Raw genomic sequence first — 19387 nt, 5'->3', positions numbered from 1 at the left:
TCACGGGGTTACGGCCCCCGAGTGGCTCGTGCGGTACCGGTCCAGTCACACGTTGAATCACATGAAGGGGTTGTTCCACGGCCCAAGGCGCCGAGCCAGCGGCGCAGAAAGCAGCGGCGGAGCGGCCCCATGGGGGCCGACCAAAGCTTGCGCTGATCAGCGGCGAAACGTGGCGGGGCGCGTAGCGTCCCCCATAGCGCAGCGGAGGTGCGAAACAACGGTGAGCAGGGCAGCCGGAGGGCCGCCCACTTCGGAGGTTACCTCGAGGCAGCGGCCCCTTCCGGGGCCGACAGCACGTTACTACGATCGCTACGCAGGGTGCTGTCGTGCCCACATCACGCAGCGGACGACGCGAAGGCGGCCCCTAAAGGGACCGATGAGTTCGAAGCGCCTATACGCCATGCTCGCCACAGTCCGGCGGCTGCGCCGCCGCCAGACTTCCGTTCGCCGCTGATCGCATAGTGGCCGCTGACACGACCCACATCCTCGACCTCGCTGCGCACACGTTGTTGATCTAGGCTACGCGCCGCCGTTGAGGATGTTCCAGCTGCTCCGTAAGGAGCGCCGTGTTGCGATCAACGCATCGGTACTGGATGACGATTGCGACGCTTGCTGTCCCTTGACAGGCCGTTGTCGCCACATGAGCAGAAGATCGCCCGTCGATAGCCGCCACGGAAGAACCCCAGTCTGAACGGCTGGGGCTCCTCCGCCGTCATCCATTTCTACCCTCGGGCACCAGTGACGGTCAGTAGAGTGTCCCAGCTGTTCGACTGGCTCAGATGTTCCTCGGTGGCGAACAGGTACTTCCAAGTCCCGAACTGCTTAAGTTCGGTCACTTCCTTCGCCCACGACACAGCGGCGGCCTTCTTCGCAAGGACCGATTCGCTGGAAGACTCGGCGTTGGACTTGCCCTCGACGAGCCAGTGCACACCGTCTTTGTCTATGGCGATGAAGTCCGGGAAGTAGCGAGCGCCATTGTCGAGCTGGATGAAGGTGCCGCTCTGCGACTCAAGCCGCAGCCACCACTCGACCTTGGGGCTGACATCCATCAGCCTGGCCAGCTTGACTTCGGTGGACAGCGCGTCGAAATGAACGACCGGCAGAATCGAGCTACCCCAGCCCGTATACCCCATGCCCCGGATCACCTTGTCGGTCATCTGCATCTGAGGCATCGTCTGCCCCGGCCACGGCTGGGCAGGAGGCGGGACAGTCACCTTCACGATCTCGTGCTCGACCGTTGCGAGCTTCTGCTTGAAGCTGGAGACCACAAGCCTCTCCAACTGCGTCAGAGCCAGCTCCGCACGAGCCTCTTCCCAAGGCGTGCTGTCCTCTGCATCAACCTCGATCGCCGCGCCGAGGAACGTATGCACAAGCTCCTGCGCGGCCTCGACCTCGTCAGCCGTGAGCTTCAACTGCGGAAGATTGAGAATCCGCTCTTCCAGGTCCTCCCTGACCTTCGAGATCGGCCAGCTACGCTGAGTCGCCACGGCGGACTTCTGGTCCTGCGCTTCCACGGTCACGGTGCCGTCAAGCCCACGCGAAGCGTTCAGCGCCTTGCGCTTCAGCTCCACCTCTATCTCGTGCTTGAACACCTTCCCCTTCTCGGCCACAGCTTCGGAGTTGACGAAGGCCAAGCTGTAGGTGTCCGGCTTCTCCAACAGGCGCTTACTGGGGAACGTAATGGGCGGTGCCCCTTCCGCAGGCTTCATGACCTGCTGGGCCTTCTCCTTCTCCACCCCAGCTTCCGCAAGCCGATGTTCCATGTCGGCCATACCGAGGTAGACCGCCTCGGATGCCTCGGTGCCGAACCCGCCATCCCGGACAGGGGCCTCGGCGGTGAACGTCAGCATCCCTTGCGTCTCGGTCTCACGGTAAGCGGGCAGAGAGCGTTCACCACCAGACGTGGTTGCGATGCTCGTGCCAGCGCCCGGAGTCCCGCCTGTCTCCGCCCTCTGCGGAAGGGTGTGCTCCAGAAGGGCTTCCTTCGAGTCCAGAAGCCTCCGGTACGACTCGTGAGCAATGATGTCGACGCAGTCGACCATCGAGAATCCGACGCGCTCGCCGTAAGGAAGCCGAAGACCGCGGCCAAGGATCTGCTCAGTGAGGGTCTGAGAAGCGAGAGCACGTCGCGCAACGATCACGCTGATGTTCTTGACGTCCCATCCCTCCTTCAACATATCGACGGAAACCACGGCCCGCACCGGAGAGTCGGGCTCCTCGATGCCGGCGAGAGCTTCGAGCGCGTCATCCTTGCTGCCGGAGGTGATCTGCAACACCGCGCCGGGTTCGTCGATGAATCCCGGGCCAGCCAGGATCGCGGCGCTCTCGGTGGCTTCCTCAATGCTCTGGCAGACCACGAAGAGGACTGGGTTGACCATGGGCCGCCCATTCCTCTCAGCCCAATCCCGCGTGGTCTCCTCCTTCACCTTGCGCAGATGGCAAGCGTCGGCCAGTTGTGTGCGCACGTCGTTGTGCCCGTCTTCGCGGTAGACGATGACGGGAATCTTGACGAGTTGGTCTGCGATGGCCTCGGCAAGCGAGTATTGGAAGACAACCCTGCCAGGCACCTTACGGTCTGTTTCGTCAGGAGTCGCCGTCAAGCCCACAAGCGCCCGCGGCTTGAGATCGCGGACCGCCTCATGGAACTTCTTCGCATCGCTCCGGTACACGTGATGCTCATCGGCAATGATCACCAAGTCTTCGACCGAACGCAGGTGGTCGTACAGAGCGGTACCGATGAACTCGTCAGTCTCGTATGTACTGCGCGAGGTCTTGATGGTTGGCTTGGTCAGCAGCTGGACGTTGAAAATGAAGACCTTCAACACATCCGGATCACGCATTGCGTCGCCAACACGGCCGCCAGCATAATTCTCCGGTGTGATGACGATGGGCTCGTGGTCGGCGCCTGGCACGAACTTGGGGTGTCCAGGGTCGAAGTTGGCCAGCGTCTTCCTCTGAATGGTCCGCCCCGGCGTGACAATCAGGATGTTGCGAACACCTTGATCCGCCAGGTAGTCGATGAGGCCCCGGCAGATGTACGTCTTACCCACGCCGGTTGCCAGGTCGCAGACCACCTCTCGCCCCTCCCCCGCCTGGATCTCCTCGACGACCTTGGCCACGGCGCGACGGTTGGGGTCCCGCAGCTCCATACGAGTCGCCAGGTCCTCGATCGCGGCCTGGTCGTATGTGATCCAGCTCAACGCAGCACACGTCCCTTCATGTCCAACAGGTCCTGGGGGGCCTTCTTGATGCGCGAGCCAGGGCTGAGCTTCTCTAGGAGGCTTGCCGCCTCACGCAGGTAACTCTTGGCCACGATGAGAACGCTCTCGTTCTCACACAACGCCTCAACGATCGACTGGACTGTGCTCTCGGCAACAAGCCCATCGACGACCGCCAGACGCCGTCGCCCCTTTCGACCGACAAACGGCGACTCGGAGCCAGGCTCCAGTTCGAAGCCAGGGATCTGCGCACAGGCGGTCTCAGCGAAGGCGTCGCCGACCACCCACGGGGCGAGGAGTAGCCGATTACCCATGCGCTCATACATGGAGGGGGCAACTTCGAGATGACGGAAGCCTCCACCCTTTTCCCAGCCGACCGCCTTCGAAATCCCGCCGGGCTCCTCGCCGTTGACGATGCAGTCAAGCCGCGGACGAATGAATTTGTCGACTGTCCCCGACTCGCGCTCGGTCAAGATCCAACGCCGACCCATCTTGTGCGCCACAGCGGCGGTCGTCCCGGAACCACCGAAACAGTCGAGGACGACGTCACCGGGCTGAGTCGCGATCTCAAGAACCTTTCGCAGCAATGACTCCGGCTTCGGTGTCTTGAATAGTTCGGCTGTCGGTTTCCCCCGGAAAATCCGTTTCAGCTCTGCCTTCGCCTTGCGATTACTTCCGGTTTCTTCGATGTCGGCCCAAAGCGTCGACGGCGGAAGCCCGCCCTGCTCCAGTAGATACGTACGCCGTCGGATTCCTTTGCCATCCGGAGTGAACCGGATCTCCCCAGTAGCCATTTTCTCGTTCAGTGTCTCCCGTGCCCACCGCCAGCCGTTCGGGGGACAGCGGATCACATGCCCCTGCGGCGACACGATTTCGTACTGAAGGTTCTTTCGTGGGTTCGGCGAACCAAGCGGATTCCCGTCAAACCAGGGGCCGCGAGGGTCATTGTCCGGATTTGAATAATGTCCAGACTGATCCTCTCGCCGAGCAACTCGATTCGTTAGCCAGCCCGGAGACTTCCCGTACACGTGAATCACATTGTGGTCCACGGAGAACGTCTTCGCGTCATTATTACTGTTATCCGTGGATCTCCAGATGACGGTTCCCGCGAAGCACGATCGCCCAAAAATCTCATCGAGAAGCACCCGTGCATAGGCCCCCTCGCTATCGTCGAGGTGGACCCAGATACTCCCATCAGGCGCTAGCAGGTCTCGGATCAGGAGAATCCGGTCGCGCATCATCGTCAGCCAGACTGAGTGCTCGACGCCATCCTTGTAATGGTCGAACGCCTGACCCGTGTTGAATGGTGGGTCGATATACGCCAGTTTCACCTTGCCGCGGTACTCGTCCGCGAATTCAGGGAGCCTGGAGAGCGCCCGTAGTGCGTCCCCATTGTCCCCCTGGATCAGCAGATTGTCCGCAGCACGTTTGAGGTCGTCATGCACCTCGCCCACAGTCGCCACATCGCGGAGGAGGCGTGTCTCGGTCACCCGAAAGTCGTCCCGGTTGACCCACTCATAGCCGCCGTCCCGCGTGCTGATGAGCGACCTGTCTTTGTTGATCCAAGTCAGGCTGAGACGCCCCGAGGTGCCCATGTCTTTTCCTCCAACTGTGATGACTTGAGCAGCGTACCGGGGCGCACTGACAGCGAAGCCTGGTTCGCCGTCGCCCGGCACAGACGCCTCAGCCGCGCGGTCTCATTCTCGGCCCTCGTCGTCACCGAGGGAGTCGCCCCCACCCGCCGTAGAAAGCTGCCGCGACCACCTCACCGATTGCGGCCCGGGGCACTTTTCCTGCACAGTCCACGGCTTCCGCGCCCGTAGGCACCCTGACTTCATCCGTCTGCGGGGCTGTCACCATCACGGAGTTAGAGCGCGGTGGAGCCTCCGGTGTCGCCTCAAAAGGTGCCGTTACCTCGAACGTCACGGCCATCGACACGTCGAACGTCGGAACGGTGCCGTGTTGGCTGATCGCCACCACCGGGGATGTGCTCCAGTCCGGCCCGGATGTACTCCGGGTCGACAGCAGGCCGTGAGCATCGACAGGAGGACGAACCGGAAATGGATCGAGGAGCTTCTAGACCTGCCAGTTCGAGCTGCGTCTTGTCCAAGCCCTTGCGGCACATCGAGCCGGCGTCCTGCCACTCCGCCGCAGCGAGACGGGCCAACGCCGACACCTCAGCCACCAGCGCCGGCGGGGCCTCCAGGTCCGTGAACAGTCGCTCTACGTCCACCAGGGTGGGGCGCACCTTCCCGTTCTCGATGCGGCTCACCTTCGACTGCGACATGTTGCAGCGCGGCAAGCCGGTTCCCGGAGAGAGCGGCCTGCTTACGCAGCTTCCGCAGCGTGGCGGCGAGTTCCTGAGCGGACTGGCCGAGCTGCTCGGGCTCGAATGTCGCGCAGTCACGTACCCCAGAAACGGAACCGACTCGGCGAGAGCGATGCGCTGGTACCCCGGGAACGGGGCGAGATCACCTTCGTACAGCTCGCGCTCAATCTGCGTTCCGTCATCGGCGTACTTCATCAGGACGACCGTGGAGTGGTCGAACATCCAGAAGTTGTCGACACCTGCCAGGGGGTTCGTCCGGTCCGTGACGTCGAGGATGCGGATGGACCGGAGCCTGATGGCGGTAGTACCGCCTGAACTCAAAGCGCAGGTAGTTCGAGGGCGGACGTGTCACCACATGGACGCGGCCGATCGTCCCGCCGGTCACGCGGTGCCTGCGGATCATCGCCGTCCAGCGTCCTCGTACGGGCCGGGGAACCGTTCTCCTGCGAGGAACCGGGAGAACTTGTCAGCCTCCTGAGGGACGCGGTAGATGGGGCGTGCGCCAGCCACCACGCCTCACTCGTGAACTCGCTGAACTTCACCTGTCACTTCTCACCAGCCAAGAGCACGGACTGCCTCCCGCAACACGCACTCCGGAATCTCCCCCAAGCCGTCCCCCGGCGGGGGTGTGAAGCCGTCGAACAGGTCTCCCTGCACTACGATGCTCCCCATTCTTGGTGCGGTACCCGTTCGGGCAGTCGCCCTGTCCGCACTCCCCGCTTCCGTTGCCGCTCCTGTCGTCTCCGCCCATCAGCCGTGGGTCAATCTAGTGCGCTCGGACACGTGAACCCCCAAGTCCGCATTCCCCTGCCGGAGCCGCCCGGGACGACGGTACGGACGCCGTGCACGGCCGTCTATGCACTCTCGCGACTATGCGCGTTCTTGCATAAAGAGGGCCCGCGAGCGGGCCACTGGGGAGCTCCCGCCCTCTTCCCGCCGCCTGGGTCAGCCCGGCCCCTCGCTGCCCCTTCGAAAGCCCAGGTCATCACCGGCTCGACCCCTTCGCAGAGTCAGCATCAAGTCAGCACACGACCCGGAAACGGCGTGAATCCGCAGGAGAAAACAGGAAGGGGCCAGACCCGAAGATCTGGCCCCTTGACCTGGGTTTCCTAATCTGACCAGCCACTTTCGGCGATCAAGGAATCACGCACTACACGTTGAACCGAAACTCCACCACATCCCCGTCCTGCATCACATACTCCTTGCCCTCCATACGCGCCTTCCCCGCCGCCCGCGCCTCCGCCACCGAGCCCGTTTCGACCAGGTCGGCGAAGGAGATGACCTCGGCCTTGATGAAGCCCTTCTGGAAGTCGGTGTGGATGACACCGGCCGCCTCGGGGGCCGTCGCGCCCTGCTTGATCGTCCAGGCGCGGGATTCCTTGGGGCCTGCCGTGAGGTAGGTCTGGAGGCCGAGGGTGCGGAAGCCTACGTGGGCCAGGGTGGCGAGGCCGGGCTCTTCCTGGCCTACGGACTGGAGGAGTTCGAGGGCCTCCTCGTCGTCCAGCTCGGCGAGGTCCGCCTCCAGCTTGGCGTTGAGGAAGATCGCCTCGGCAGGGGCGACCAGTGCGCGCTGCTCGGCCTTGAAGTCGTCGTCCGTCAGCTCGTCCTCGTCGACGTTGAAGACGTAGAGGAAGGGCTTGGTCGTGAGCAGGTGCAGGTCGTGGAGGAGCTCGGAGCGCTCCGCGCCCTGGACGATGCCCTGGGAGAAGAGCGTGTCGCCCTTCTCCAGGATCTCCTTGGCCTCTTCGACGGCCTTGACCTTCGGGGCGATGTCCTTCTTGATGCGCGACTCCTTCTGGAGGCGCGGGAGGACCTTCTCGATGGTCTGGAGGTCGGCGAGGATCAGCTCGGTGTTGATCGTCTCGATGTCGTCCTTGGGCGAGACCTTGCCGTCGACGTGTACGACGTTCTCGTCCTTGAAGGCGCGGATGACCTGGCAGATCGCGTCCGACTCGCGGATGTTCGCGAGGAACTTGTTGCCGAGGCCCTCGCCCTCGCTCGCGCCGCGCACGATGCCCGCGATGTCGACGAAGTCGACCGTCGCCGGGAGGACCTTCTGCGAGGAGAAGATCTCCGCGAGCTTCGTCAGGCGGGGGTCGGGGACGCCGACCACGCCGACGTTCGGCTCGATCGTGGCGAACGGGTAGTTGGCCGCCAGCACGTCGTTCTTGGTCAGGGCGTTGAACAGGGTCGACTTGCCGACATTGGGCAGACCGACGATTCCGATCGTGAGCGACACGTTGCGACTTCCCGTACGTCAGGGCTGGGTGGGGTGGTCCCCTCGTACCCGCGCTTCGTGCGTGCGCTTCGTACGTGGGCCGATCCACCAGTCTACGGCGTGCCGCAACCGGTCCCTCCGGACGGCCGCCCGCCCAGCCGTCTCGCTGTCGAACGCATGGCCAAGGTCACCCAAAGGGCGTGTCCCGCGCCTGATTCCGCGCGGAAGCCGACCTAGGTTGGTCCAGTGGAGCAACACAGGACGCGTCCCTCTCAGCCCGACCCGAAGGCCGCCGCGGCGGCCCGGCCCCGGCGGACCGCCCCGCTGCCCCCGCAGGGCGGGGCGGCCGGGCCCGGCACGGTGTACCGGGCCGCGGCCCGCCCGCGCCGTCCCGAGCCGCCGTTCGTCCGGGCGCTGCGCCGCTCCCCGCTGTACCGCAAGCTGCGGCAGATGTCGCTGTACCGCAGGCTGCGGCAGATGCCGAACCCGCGGCTGACGGGCCTCGGCAGCGGTCTGTTCTGTGCGGCCGTGATGTTCCTGTTCGCCTGTCTGCTGCGGCTGCTGTTCGGCAGTTCCCTCGTCGCGTACGGCGTGCTGTTCGTGCCCGTGGCCGCGCTCACCGCGCTGTGGGTGCGCCCCGCCGACCTGGTCACCGCGCCGGTGGGCGTGCCGATCGCGTTCGCCGCCGGGATCCTGCCGATCTCCGGGGGCACCGGCGGGTTCGGTGGCCAGCTCATGGGGCTCGTAACGTCGCTGGCGCTGCACGCGGGGTGGCTCTACGGAGGCACGCTCGTCGCCGGCGTGATCGTGACCGTGCGCAAGATCCGGCTGATGGCGCAGCGCCGCGGGCAGCCGCGTGCCGTGCCGCCCCGGCACCCGGGCGGCGGGAAGCGCGTCCCCGCCGCCTGAGCGGGCGGACGGGCGGGCGGGCGGCCGAAGAGCAGCACAGGCCGTACGTACGTAGGGCTACGCCTCGCCCGCCGCCGCCATCGCCGCGCCCACGATGCCGGCGTTGTTCTGGAGCTGGGCCGGGACGATCTCCGCCTCGATGCCCTCGATCAGCGGCAGGAACTTGTGCGCCTTGCGGCTCACGCCGCCGCCGATGATGAACAGTTCCGGCGAGAACAGCATCTCCACGTGCGCGAGGTACTTCTGGACGCGCCGCGCCCAGTGCTCCCAGCTCAGGTCCTCGTCCTCGCGCGCCTTGGAGGAGGCCTTCTTCTCCGCGTCGTGGCCGTGCAGCTCCAGGTGGCCCAGCTCGGTGTTCGGCACCAGGCGGCCGCCGGTGAACAGCGCGCTGCCGATGCCCGTGCCGAGCGTGAGCATCAGGACCGTGCCCGTACGGCCCTGGCCCGCGCCGCGGTGCATCTCCGCGACGCCCGCCGCGTCCGCGTCGTTCAGGACGGTGACACAGGCCCCGCCGAGCCGGTCCGAGACCAGCTTGCGGATGTCCTTGCCCACCCAGCCCTTGTCGACGTTCGCGGCGGTGCGCACCACGCCGTTGGTGATCACGCCGGGGAACGTGACCCCGACGTCCCCCGTCCAGCCGAAGTGCTCCACGACCTCGCGTACGCCTTCCACCACCGCGTCCGGCGTCGCCGGATGAGGGGTCAGGACCTTGTGCCGCTCCTGAGCCAGGTCTCCGCGATCCAGGTCAACGGGCGCGCCCTTGATCCCGGATCCGCCGATGTCCACACCGAAGATCTCCATGGCCCCACCGTACGACCCGCTCAGCCCCACGACAGCTCCGACGGCCGACTCAGCGCCGCGACAGCTCCGCCGCCTCGGCGCGCAGGTCCCTGCGGAGTTCCTTGGGCAGCGAGAAGGTGATCGACTCCTCGGCCGTCTTCACCGTCTCCACGTCGCCGTAGCCCCGCTCGGCGAGCCATTCGATGACGCCGTCCACCAGGACGTCCGGCACGGACGCGCCCGAGGTCAGGCCGACCGTGGTGACGCCCTCCAGCCACGCCTCGTCGATCTCGTCGGCGTTGTCCACCAGGTGCGAGGCGGGGGCGCCGGCGTCGAGGGCGACCTCGACCATGCGGATGGAGTTCGAGGAGTTCTTGGAGCCGACGACGATGACGAGATCGGCGTCCTCGGCGAGCTTCTTCACCGCGATCTGGCGGTTCTGCGTGGCGTAGCAGATGTCGTCGCTGGGCGGCGAGAGCAGGTTCGGGAACTTGCCCTTCAGCGCGTCGACCGTCTCCATCGTCTCGTCGACGGAGAGCGTGGTCTGGGAGAGCCAGACGACCTTGTCCGGGTCGCGGACCTCGACGTTCGCCACGTCGTCGGGGCCGTCGACGAGCGTGATGTGCTCGGGCGCCTCACCGGACGTACCGATGACTTCCTCGTGGCCCTCGTGGCCGATCAGGAGGATGTCGTAGTCCTCCTTGGCGAACCGGACCGCTTCCTTGTGGACCTTGGTGACCAGCGGGCACGTCGCGTCGATCGTGGCGAGCCTGCGCTCGGCGGCCTCCGCGTGGACGGTCGGGGCCACGCCGTGCGCCGAGAACATCACGATGGAGCCCTCGGGGACCTCCGCCGTCTCGTCGACGAAGATGGCGCCCTTCTTCTCCAGGGTCTGCACCACGTACTTGTTGTGGACGATCTCGTGGCGGACGTAGATCGGGGCCCCGTACTGCTCCAGGGCCTTCTCGACGGCGATCACGGCACGGTCCACGCCCGCGCAGTAGCCACGGGGAGCGGCGAGCAGGACACGGCGGGAGCCAGGCGTTGCAGTCATGCCCCCATCGTAAGGCCGCGTCCAGCGCGTCAAAGATCGCCGCGTTGGGGACACTGGAGGCTGCGTTGATCTCCCGCGTTGATCCACGGAGGCACGATGTCCGGACAGTCCGCCCATACGGGAGCGCCCTCCGAGGGCGTCGGGGCCGCCGAGCCCACCGACGGCACGGGGCTGCGGCGCAGTCTCGGCTTCCGTGACCTCGTCGTCTACGGTCTGCTGTTCATCGCCCCCATGGCGCCGGTCGGTGTCTTCGGCACGCTCGACGCGAAGTCGCACGGCGCCGTCGCCCTCGTCTATCTGATCGCCACGGTCGCGATGGCGTTCACCGCTTTCAGCTACGCGCAGATGGTGCGAGTGGTGCCCCAGGCGGGGTCCGTCTTCGCGTACGCGCGCGTGGGGCTCGGTAAGGGCCCCGGGTTCATCGCCGGGTGGATGGCGATGCTCGACTATCTGCTCATCCCGGCGGTCGCGTACCTCTTCTCCGGTATCGCCATGAACGCGCTGGTCCCCTCGGTGTCCCGGTGGGTGTGGACGGCGATCGCGGTGCTCATCACGACCGCGCTGAACCTGTGGGGGGTGCGGGCGGCCGCCCGGGTCGGCTTCGCGGTGCTCGCCATGGAGGTCGTGGTCCTCCTCGTGTTCGTCGTCGCGGCGGCGGTCGTCCTCGTCCAGGACGGGGCGCGGCGGGACTGGCTGTCGCCGCTGACGGGGGACGGCTCGCAGGGTGCTTTCGCGCTCTCGGCGGTGGTGGGCGCGGTGTCGATCGCCGTCCTGTCCTATCTGGGCTTCGACGCGATCGCCTCCTTCGCGGAGGAGGTGACGGGGGGCTCGGCGAAGGTCGCGCGGGCGGTGCTGTTCTGTCTGGCGCTCGCGGGTGTGCTCTTCGTCGCGCAGACGTATCTGGTGGCCCTCCTCGAGCCGCTGTCCTCCGCCGAGCTGGCCGCGGAACCGGGCAAGCAGGGCACCGCGTTCTACGACGCCGTGGACTCGGCGGCCGGGTCGTGGCTGCACGATCTGGTGGCCGTCAGCAAGGCGATCGGCGCGGCGTTCGCCGCGCTCGCGGGGCAGGCGGCGGCGGGACGACTGCTCTTCGCGATGGCGCGGGACCGGCGGCTGCCGAAGGTTCTGTCCCGGACGGACTCCGGTACGCCTCGGGTCGCGCTGCTGTGCGCGGCGGTGGTGACGATGGTGGCGGCGGTGTGGGCGGCTCGGCGGGACGACGGCATGGACCACCTGGTGTCCGTGGTGGACATCGGTGCGCTGACGGCGTTTCTGCTGCTCCACGCGAGCGTGGTGGGGTGGTTCGCGGTACGGCACCGCGAAGACGGTTTCAGCTGGTGGCGGCATCTGCTGATCCCTGCGCTGGGGGCGTTGATCGTGGTGGCCGTTATTTGGGAGGCGTCGGGGTCCGCGCAGGTCGTGGGGGCGGTTTGGCTTCTCGTGGGGCTGGTGGTGCTGGTTGCTCAGGGGGCTCGGCGGGTGTCCTAGGCGCCGCTTCGCGGCGAATCTCTCCCACCCACCCACCCGTTTACCCGGCGCCGAATCGGCAGGGTAGGGGCCGTTCGCCCCGTGCCGAAGCGGCGGAGTGGGGGCCGTTCGCCCGTGTCGAACCGCTCCGGACCAGCCGCGCCCCGCTGTCACACCCTGCGGCTACGCTCGGCCGCATGGCTCTCAACACGTCCGCGGACGCGCCGCTGCCCGTGGGGCAGGTGTCGCGGCTCATCGGCGGCTGGATCGACCGGCTCGGTGCCGTCTGGGTCGAGGGGCAGATCACCCAGCTGTCGCGCAGGCCCGGCGCCGGCGTCGTCTTCATGACGCTGCGCGACCCGTCGCACGACATCTCGGTGAGCGTCACCTGTTATCGCCAGGTGTTCGACGCCGTGGCGGACGTCGTGTCGGAGGGCGCCCGCGTCGTCGTCCACGCCAAGCCGGAGTGGTACGCCCCCCGGGGCCAGCTGTCCCTGCGGGCCGCCGAGATAAGGCCCGTCGGCGTCGGTGAACTGCTCGCGCGGATCGAGCAGTTGAAGAAGAGCCTCGCCGCGGAGGGCCTCTTCGCGGCCGAGCGCAAGAAGACCCTGCCCTTCCTGCCCCAGCTCATCGGCCTCGTCACGGGCCGTGCCTCGGCCGCCGAGCGGGACGTCCTGGAGAACGCCAGGCACCGCTGGCCCGCCGTCCGCTTCGAGGTGCGCACCGTCCCCGTCCAGGGCGTCCACGCGGTGCCGCAGGTCGTCCAGGCCGTGCAGGACCTCGACGCGCTCGACGAGGTCGACGTGATCATCGTGGCGCGGGGCGGCGGCAGCGTGGAGGACCTGCTGCCGTTCTCGGACGAGCAGCTGATCAGGGCGGTGGCCTCGTGTCGTACGCCGGTGGTCTCGGCGATCGGGCACGAGCCGGACAACCCCCTCCTGGACTACGTGGCGGACCTGCGCGCCTCCACCCCGACCGACGCCGCGAAGAAGGTCGTACCGGACGTCGGCGAGGAGTACGAGCGCGTACAGGCCCTGCGCGAGCGCGCCCGGCGCTGCATGGACGCCTTTCTGGACCGCGAGGACCGCGGCCTCGCGCACGCTCTGGGGCGCCCCTCCATGGAGCATCCGCACCGCATGGTCGAGGAGCGTGAGGAGCAGGTCGCGGCGCTGGCCGACCGGGCGCGGCGCACGCTCGGGCACCTGCTCGACCGGGCGTCGTCGGAGCTGACGCACACCCACGCGCGCGTGGTCGCCCTCTCCCCCGCCGCGACCCTCCAGCGGGGGTACGCGGTGCTCCAGAAGGCGGACGGCGCGGTGGTGCGGGCCCCGGCAGAGGTGGGCGCCGACGAGGAGCTGAGGGCCCGCGTCGCCGAGGGCGAATTCACCGTACGAACCACACAAACCGACCATTAGGGTGGGCGCATGACCAGCAAGACGGACGAGGCCACGGGCCCGGCGGACGCGCTCGGGTACGAGCAGGCGCGGGACGAGCTGATCGAGGTCGTACGCCGCCTGGAGACCGGCGGCACGACCCTGGAGGAGTCGCTCGCCCTGTGGGAGCGGGGCGAGGAGCTGGCGAAGGTGTGCCGCCGCTGGCTGGACGGGGCGCGCGCCCGTCTGGACGCGGCCCTCGCGGGCGAGGACGCCGAGGCGGACGCCCCCGAGGGCTGACCGGGCCGGGCACCCACGCTCATGTGAAGCGGATCACGACGCCCCAGCTTTGGTTGAATCTTAAACGTAAAGTGCCGTACTGTCGGTGGTGCCAGTTGATCCACAGCATGCAACGAGAAGGTAGATCCATGTCCCTCGCTCTTGACCCCGCCGCCCAGGACCTGCTCTTCCGCGAGGCGCGCACCGCGAACACCTTCACCGACGAGCCGGTCACCGAGGAGCAGGTCCAGGCGATCTACGACCTGGTCAAGTACGGCCCGACCGCCTTCAACCAGTCGCCGCTGCGTGTCACCCTGGTCCGCTCCCCCGAGGCCCGCGAGCGCCTGGTCGCGCACATGGCCGAGGGCAACCGCCCGAAGACGGCGTCCGCGCCGCTGGTCGCGATCCTCTCCGCGGACAACGAGTTCCACGAGGAGCTTCCGGCGCTGTTCCCGCACTTCCCGCAGGCCAAGGACGTGTTCTTCGCCGAGCGCCCGGCCCGTGAGCAGGCCGCGCTGGTGAACGCCACCCTCCAGGCCGGGTACTTCATCGTCGGCGTCCGCGCCGCCGGCCTGGCCGCGGGCCCGATGACCGGCTTCGACCCCGCCGGCGTTCAGAAGGAGTTCCTGGACGACGACCACACCCCGCTGATGGTCGTCAACATCGGCAAGCCGGGCGAGGACGCCTGGTTCCCGCGCTCCCCGCGCCTGGCCTACGACGACGTCGTCACCACGGTCTGAGCGACAGCGACCCCGCACGCTCCACCGCCACGCGAAGGGCCCCCGGCACACCGCCGGGGGCCCTTCGCGTCATCGCGTCACTCGACGCTCACCGCGCCACGCTCACGCCGTTCTCAGCGACTCCGCCATCTTCGCGAGCTGCCCGAAGGACGCCGTGCCCGTGACGACCGTCGTCGCGCCCTTCTCGGTGCTCACCAGGGCGTCGTACGTCGAACCCTTGTACCGCTGCCACGTCCGGCCGCCGATCTTCTCGGTGGCGTCGGTCCTCGTGGCCTCCTGGGTGGCCTTCTCGATGAACCTGGCCGGCTTGGCGGTGGACTGCTTGACCGCCACGTACTCACCGCCGGGGTCGAGGAAGCCGAGGTGCCAGTCGTCGTGCTCGGCGCCGTTGAACCGCACGGATGTCGGCTTCCACTCCTTGGGCAGGCCCTCGGGCGCCGCCACGGGGTACGCCGCGGCCCGCCGGGCCGTCAGGAGCTCCACGCGGTAGTCGACCCGCTTGACCGGGGTCTTGGACTCGTCATGCGGGACGAAGATGTAGATCACGCCCGCGACCAGGGCGATCACCACCAACGACCACAGCATGTTCTTGACGGTCTGGTTGCCTTGTCTGCCTGCCACGCCCCCATGGTCTCAGGCGCCCGGCACGGATCTTCCCCCGGTATCTCCCCTCTCCGCCCGGTCCGCTCATGCGTGGGGCCCACTGCTCATTTTGTCGACCTACAGATAGAGTCGTTCACAATCCCTCATCCGGCCGTCGTCGTATCAGCAGAGAGGTGCGTCCCGATGACCGAGCATCATCTTCCGTCCGAGCTGGAGGTCTCCCCCGAGGCCCCCGACCGCAACCTCGCCCTGGAGCTCGTCCGGGTCACCGAGGCCGCCGCCATGGCCGCGGGCCGCTGGGTCGGCCGCGGCGACAAGAACGGCGCGGACGGCGCCGCGGTCAGGGCCATGCGGACCCTCGTCCACACCGTCTCGATGAACGGCGTCGTCGTCATCGGGGAGGGCGAGAAGGACGAGGCCCCGATGCTCTTCAACGGAGAGCGCATCGGCGACGGCACCGGCGCCGAGGTCGACATCGCCGTCGACCCGATCGACGGCACGACGCTGACGGCGAAGGGCATGCCGAACGCCATCGCCGTCCTGGCCGCCGCCGACCGCGGCGCCATGTTCGACCCGTCCGCCGTCTTCTACATGGACAAGCTGGTCACCGGCCCCGAGGCCGCGGACTACGTCGACATCAACGCGCCCGCGTCGGTCAACATCCGCCGCGTCGCCAAGGCCAAGAACTCCTCCCCCGAGGACGTCACGGTCATGATCCTGGACCGCCCCCGCCACGAGGGCATCGTCAAGGAGATCCGCGAGACCGGCGCCCGCATCAAGTTCATTTCGGACGGCGATGTGGCGGGCTCGGTCATGGCCGTGCGCGAGGGCACCGGCGTCGATCTGCTCATGGGCATCGGCGGCACTCCCGAGGGCATCATCTCGGCCTGTGCGATCAAGTGCCTGGGCGGCGTGATCCAGGGCAAGCTGTGGCCCAAGGACGACGCCGAGCGCCAGCGGGCCCTCGACGCGGGCCACGACCTGGACCGCACACTCTCGACCGACGACCTGGTCAAGGGCGACAACGTCTTCTTCGTCGCGACCGGCATCACCGACGGCGAGCTGCTCCAGGGCGTCCGCTACCGAGCGGCCACCGCTTCGACGTCGTCGCTGGTCATGCGCTCCAAGTCGGGAACGATCCGCAAGATCGACTCCGACCACCGGCTCTCGAAGCTGCGCGCCTACAGCGCGGTCGACTTCGACCGCGCGAAGTAGTCCGCAGCGGCAGAAGAAGTCCGCAGCAGGAGAAGCATTACGCAGAGGTAAGGGGGCGTCCCGTGCGGGGGACGCCCCCTTACCTCTCGCTTCCCCTGCGCCCGAGGGCTATCCCGCTGCGGCGACGCCCGCCGCGTGCGCCGCCTTCTGGAGCTCCAGGTCACGCCTGCGCCTGCGGGCGAGGACCACGCGGCGCTCGGCGGCGGTGAGGCCGCCCCACACGCCGTACGGCTCGGGCTGGAGCAGGGCGTGCTCGCGGCAGGCGACCATCACGGGACAGCGGGCGCAGACGCGCTTGGCCGCCTCCTCGCGCGAGAGCCTGGCCGCGGTCGGTTCCTTGGACGGGGCGAAGAACAGTCCGGCTTCGTCGCGACGGCACACGGCCTCCGTATGCCATGGCGCGTCATCGGTCCGGTCCCGCGCCGGGCCCCGCTGAGCCGGGACAGCGGCGACCTGTAGGGACTGATGCGACGGTTGCAGCACGGTCTACTCCTGACGACGGCTTCGCGAGCGAGAGACGATGCAGCAAGCTCTACCCGCTGTGTGCGCGCCTATGCACTGAGTTCCGATACGCGGAGGTCCGCCTTCCCCTCGCGGGGCCTCGGCCGTCAGTGCCCGAGGTGCTTGCGCAGGCGCTGATGCAGGTCACGCACGATTTTGCCGCGCTGGGGGCGCGCCTCGATGCTCCCGAGGACCGCCAGGCCGTCCACGAAGACGACGGGGGCGTCCTGGTCGGCGGAGTCGAGCGTGTCCACCTCGAAAGTGCCGAGGACGCCCGCGCCGCTGCCGCGCAACGACACGTTCTCCGGGACGCGGACCTCGACCGAGCCGAAGATCGCGATCGCCTTGATGACCACCTGGCGCTGCTCGAAGATCGCCTCGCTCAGGTCTATCTCGACACTGCCGAAGATCGCGTACGCGTGCGTGCGGCGGCCCACGCGCCAGCGGCCCTTGCGGACGCAGCCGCTGAGCACCGCGACCATGTTCTCGTCGGCGACCGGCGGGACCGCTCCCGGGGAGGGGCGGAACGGGGCGGGCCCGGGCCTGAACCCCGCCCGCGGCTGCTCATGGCCCGCGGGCAAGTCGCTGACCAGCGGCCGCAGTTCGGCCATGGTCTTGGCGCGGTAGACCCCCTCGACGCGGTCGGCGTGCTCCTCCGCGGTCAGGCGGCCCTCGGCCAGGGCGTCGCGGAGGATGTCCGCCGTGCGGTCCCGGTCGGCGTCCGAGGCGCGGAGCGATCCCGGCTCGTCGGCTGCGGCGGGATCGGGCTGCGGGAGGCGCTTTTCGAGGTCCACCCCAGCAGCGTACCCAGACGCGATAGATCGCGACCAGCCCTGTGGACAACCCCGGACAACCCGCAGCCAACCCGCAGACAACCCGGCAGGCGACCCGCGGGAGCCCGGCCGCGCCCTACTGAGCCTTACCTCACAAACCCGGCCCGCTTCGCGCGTTCTACGCTGGTTGGCGCGCCGCCAATGGAGGCCGCGCCGCTGTCTGCCGAGTGAGGAATGGCCGCACATGCCAGAGTTCGAGTACTCCGACCTGCTCCCGCTGGGAGAGGACACCACCCCCTACCGGCTGGTGACCTCCGAGGGTGTCTCCACCTTCGAGGCCGACGGGCGGACGTTCCTCAAGGTCGACCCGGAGGCGCTGCGCAAGCTCGCCGCCGAGGCGATCCACGACATCCAGCACTATCTGCGGCCCGCGCACCTGGCCCAGCTGCGGCGCATCGTCGACGACCCCGAGGCGTCGTCCAACGACAAGTTCGTGGCACTCGACCTGCTGAAGAACGCGAACATCGCGGCCGCGGGCGTGCTCCCCATGTGCCAGGACACCGGCACGGCGATCGTCATGGGCAAGCGCGGACAGAACGTCCTCACCGAAGGTGAGGACGAGAAGGCGCTCTCCAAGGGCATCTACGACGCGTACACGAAGCTGAACCTGCGCTACTCGCAGATGGCGCCGCTCACCATGTGGGAGGAGAAGAACACCGGCTCCAACCTCCCCGCGCAGATCGAGCTGTACGCGACCGACGGCGGCGCCTACAAGTTCCTCTTCATGGCCAAGGGCGGCGGCTCCGCCAACAAGTCGTTCCTCTACCAGGAGACGAAGGCCGTCTTGAACGAGGCCTCCATGATGAAGTTCCTGGAGGAGAAGATCCGCTCCCTGGGTACGGCGGCCTGCCCGCCCTACCACCTGGCGATCGTCGTCGGCGGCACCAGCGCCGAGTTCGCCCTGAAGACCGCGAAGTACGCCTCCGCGCACTACCTGGACGAGCTGCCCGCCGAGGGATCGCCGACCGGCCACGGCTTCCGCGACAAGGAGCTGGAGGAGAAGGTCTTCGAGCTGACCCAGAGGATCGGCATCGGCGCGCAGTTCGGCGGCAAGTACTTCTGCCACGACGTACGCGTGGTGCGCCTGCCCCGGCACGGCGCCTCGCTGCCCGTCGCCATCGCCGTCTCCTGCTCGGCCGACCGCCAGGCCACCGCGAAGATCACCGCTGAGGGCGTCTTCCTGGAGCAGCTGGAGACGGACCCGGCGCGCTTCCTGCCGGAGACCACGGACGAGCACCTCGACGAGGCCGCGGACGTCGTGGAGATCGACCTCAACCAGCCCATGGACGCCATCCTCGCCGAGCTGACCAAGCACCCGGTGAAGACCCGCCTGTCGCTCACCGGCCCGCTGGTCGTGGCCCGCGACATCGCACACGCCAAGATCAAGGAGCGGCTCGACGCGGGCGAGGAGATGCCGCAGTACCTGAAGGACCACCCGGTCTACTACGCCGGTCCCGCCAAGACCCCCGAGGGCTACGCCTCCGGCTCCTTCGGGCCGACCACGGCGGGCCGGATGGACTCCTACGTGGAGCAGTTCCAGGCCGCCGGCGGCTCCAAGGTCATGCTCGCCAAGGGCAACCGCTCCCAGAAGGTCACCGACGCGTGCGACGCGCACGGCGGCTTCTACCTCGGCTCGATCGGCGGCCCGGCCGCGCGCCTCGCGCAGGACTGCATCAAGAAGGTCGAGGTCGTCGAGTACGAGGAGCTGGGCATGGAGGCGGTCTGGAAGATCGAGGTCGAGGACTTCCCGGCGTTCATCGTCGTCGACGACAAGGGCAACGACTTCTTCCAGAACCCGGCCCCCGAGCCGACGTTCACGCACATCCCGGTGCGGGGTCCCGGCCTGGCGTAGCACGCGAAACCTGCGG

The 19387-nt window shown here is 67.8% G+C and carries 17 protein-coding genes and 1 pseudogene; 7 read left to right on the top strand and 11 right to left on the bottom strand.

Annotated features, from left to right (window positions below):
- Positions 1 to 722: 722 nt before the first annotated feature.
- The 6 genes and pseudogenes from CP975_RS22610 to ychF form a co-directional block, all read right to left on the bottom strand.
- Positions 723 to 3200, bottom strand: a complete 2478-nt coding sequence (locus CP975_RS22610) for a DEAD/DEAH box helicase family protein (protein WP_055533085.1) — start codon at positions 3198 to 3200, stop codon at positions 723 to 725.
- Positions 3197 to 4813, bottom strand: a complete 1617-nt coding sequence (locus CP975_RS22605) for a site-specific DNA-methyltransferase (RefSeq protein ID WP_150477279.1) — start codon at positions 4811 to 4813, stop codon at positions 3197 to 3199. Before CP975_RS22605 ends, CP975_RS22610 begins: the two co-directional genes overlap by 4 nt.
- Positions 4814 to 5115: 302 nt before the next feature.
- On the bottom strand, positions 5116 to 5793 hold the full coding sequence (locus tag CP975_RS36405) for a helix-turn-helix domain-containing protein (RefSeq protein ID WP_342788020.1): 678 nt from the start codon (positions 5791 to 5793) through the stop codon (positions 5116 to 5118).
- Positions 5726 to 5950: a DUF6879 family protein gene (locus tag CP975_RS36400; RefSeq protein WP_342787971.1), complete on the bottom strand. Its 225-nt coding sequence runs from the start codon at positions 5948 to 5950 to the stop codon at positions 5726 to 5728. Before CP975_RS36400 ends, CP975_RS36405 begins: the two co-directional genes overlap by 68 nt.
- 149 nt (positions 5951 to 6099) lie before the next feature.
- A pseudogene (locus CP975_RS35895) lies at positions 6100 to 6298 on the bottom strand (hypothetical protein).
- A gap of 399 nt (positions 6299 to 6697) precedes the next feature.
- Positions 6698 to 7786, bottom strand: a complete 1089-nt coding sequence (gene ychF, locus CP975_RS22595; RefSeq protein ID WP_055533081.1) for a redox-regulated ATPase YchF — start codon at positions 7784 to 7786, stop codon at positions 6698 to 6700.
- A 225-nt stretch (positions 7787 to 8011) separates the two neighbouring features.
- Here ychF and CP975_RS22590 point away from each other — a divergent pair, with 225 nt between their 5' ends.
- Entirely contained in the window at positions 8012 to 8674 is a 663-nt protein-coding gene (locus CP975_RS22590) for a DUF6542 domain-containing protein (protein ID WP_055533079.1), read from the top strand.
- 57 nt (positions 8675 to 8731) lie between these two features.
- Here the strand turns inward: CP975_RS22590 and ppgK are convergent, their stop codons facing one another.
- A complete protein-coding gene (gene ppgK, locus CP975_RS22585) occupies positions 8732 to 9475 on the bottom strand; it encodes a polyphosphate--glucose phosphotransferase (RefSeq protein ID WP_055533077.1) in 744 nt (247 codons plus the stop codon).
- Positions 9476 to 9524: 49 nt separating this feature from the next.
- Positions 9525 to 10508, bottom strand: a complete 984-nt coding sequence (locus CP975_RS22580; RefSeq protein WP_150477278.1) for a 4-hydroxy-3-methylbut-2-enyl diphosphate reductase — start codon at positions 10506 to 10508, stop codon at positions 9525 to 9527.
- A gap of 96 nt (positions 10509 to 10604) precedes the next feature.
- Between CP975_RS22580 and CP975_RS22575 the strand changes: the two genes are divergently transcribed.
- The 4 genes from CP975_RS22575 to CP975_RS22560 all read left to right on the top strand — a co-directional run bounded on the left by CP975_RS22575 (position 10605) and on the right by CP975_RS22560 (position 14367).
- Positions 10605 to 11996, top strand: a complete 1392-nt coding sequence (locus CP975_RS22575) for an APC family permease (protein WP_150477277.1) — start codon at positions 10605 to 10607, stop codon at positions 11994 to 11996.
- A gap of 176 nt (positions 11997 to 12172) precedes the next feature.
- Positions 12173 to 13390, top strand: coding sequence for an exodeoxyribonuclease VII large subunit (xseA, locus tag CP975_RS22570; RefSeq protein ID WP_030793639.1), 1218 nt, complete (start codon positions 12173 to 12175; stop codon positions 13388 to 13390).
- Positions 13391 to 13399: 9 nt separating this feature from the next.
- A complete protein-coding gene (locus tag CP975_RS22565; RefSeq protein ID WP_055535842.1) occupies positions 13400 to 13648 on the top strand; it encodes an exodeoxyribonuclease VII small subunit in 249 nt (82 codons plus the stop codon).
- 128 nt (positions 13649 to 13776) lie between these two features.
- Positions 13777 to 14367 carry a malonic semialdehyde reductase gene (locus CP975_RS22560; protein WP_055535840.1) on the top strand — a complete coding sequence of 197 codons (591 nt, stop codon included), beginning with the start codon at positions 13777 to 13779 and terminating at the stop codon, positions 14365 to 14367.
- A 102-nt stretch (positions 14368 to 14469) separates the two neighbouring features.
- Here CP975_RS22560 and CP975_RS22555 read toward each other — a convergent pair whose 3' ends face one another.
- Positions 14470 to 14988 (bottom strand): DUF4245 domain-containing protein, encoded by a 519-nt coding sequence (locus tag CP975_RS22555; RefSeq protein ID WP_055535838.1) that lies wholly within the window; start codon positions 14986 to 14988, stop codon positions 14470 to 14472.
- Positions 14989 to 15153: 165 nt separating this feature from the next.
- Here CP975_RS22555 and glpX point away from each other — a divergent pair, with 165 nt between their 5' ends.
- Positions 15154 to 16185, top strand: coding sequence for a class II fructose-bisphosphatase (gene glpX / locus CP975_RS22550; RefSeq protein WP_030793645.1), 1032 nt, complete (start codon positions 15154 to 15156; stop codon positions 16183 to 16185).
- A 108-nt stretch (positions 16186 to 16293) separates the two neighbouring features.
- Here the strand turns inward: glpX and CP975_RS22545 are convergent, their stop codons facing one another.
- Together CP975_RS22545 and CP975_RS22540 are read right to left on the bottom strand one after the other, a co-directional pair.
- Positions 16294 to 16668: a WhiB family transcriptional regulator gene (locus CP975_RS22545; protein ID WP_150477276.1), complete on the bottom strand. Its 375-nt coding sequence runs from the start codon at positions 16666 to 16668 to the stop codon at positions 16294 to 16296.
- 125 nt (positions 16669 to 16793) lie between these two features.
- Positions 16794 to 17480, bottom strand: a complete 687-nt coding sequence (locus CP975_RS22540) for a DUF1707 SHOCT-like domain-containing protein (protein ID WP_055535834.1) — start codon at positions 17478 to 17480, stop codon at positions 16794 to 16796.
- Between the two features lie 223 nt (positions 17481 to 17703).
- Here CP975_RS22540 and CP975_RS22535 point away from each other — a divergent pair, with 223 nt between their 5' ends.
- Positions 17704 to 19371, top strand: a complete 1668-nt coding sequence (locus CP975_RS22535) for a fumarate hydratase (protein ID WP_055535832.1) — start codon at positions 17704 to 17706, stop codon at positions 19369 to 19371.
- Positions 19372 to 19387 lie beyond the last annotated feature (16 nt).

The organism is Streptomyces alboniger, assembly GCF_008704395.1.
GTDB lineage: Bacteria > Actinomycetota > Actinomycetes > Streptomycetales > Streptomycetaceae > Streptomyces > Streptomyces alboniger.
Note: the sequence above shows the minus strand (reverse complement) of the source record. Positions and strands in the feature narration are given on the sequence as shown.

What these genes read in the sequence shown, in the direction of transcription:
- CP975_RS22605 (WP_150477279.1), bottom strand. Translation starts at nt 4,813, where the DNA reads ATGGGCACCTCGGGGCGTCTCAGCCTGACTTGGATCAACAAAGACAGG.
- CP975_RS36400 (WP_342787971.1), bottom strand. Translation starts at nt 5,950, where the DNA reads ATGATCCGCAGGCACCGCGTGACCGGCGGGACGATCGGCCGCGTCCAT.
- ppgK (WP_055533077.1), bottom strand. Translation starts at nt 9,475, where the DNA reads ATGGAGATCTTCGGTGTGGACATCGGCGGATCCGGGATCAAGGGCGCG.
- CP975_RS22580 (WP_150477278.1), bottom strand. Translation starts at nt 10,508, where the DNA reads ATGACTGCAACGCCTGGCTCCCGCCGTGTCCTGCTCGCCGCTCCCCGT.
- CP975_RS22575 (WP_150477277.1), top strand. Translation starts at nt 10,605, where the DNA reads ATGTCCGGACAGTCCGCCCATACGGGAGCGCCCTCCGAGGGCGTCGGG.
- xseA (WP_030793639.1), top strand. Translation starts at nt 12,173, where the DNA reads ATGGCTCTCAACACGTCCGCGGACGCGCCGCTGCCCGTGGGGCAGGTG.
- CP975_RS22565 (WP_055535842.1), top strand. Translation starts at nt 13,400, where the DNA reads ATGACCAGCAAGACGGACGAGGCCACGGGCCCGGCGGACGCGCTCGGG.
- CP975_RS22560 (WP_055535840.1), top strand. Translation starts at nt 13,777, where the DNA reads ATGTCCCTCGCTCTTGACCCCGCCGCCCAGGACCTGCTCTTCCGCGAG.
- glpX (WP_030793645.1), top strand. Translation starts at nt 15,154, where the DNA reads ATGACCGAGCATCATCTTCCGTCCGAGCTGGAGGTCTCCCCCGAGGCC.
- CP975_RS22535 (WP_055535832.1), top strand. Translation starts at nt 17,704, where the DNA reads ATGCCAGAGTTCGAGTACTCCGACCTGCTCCCGCTGGGAGAGGACACC.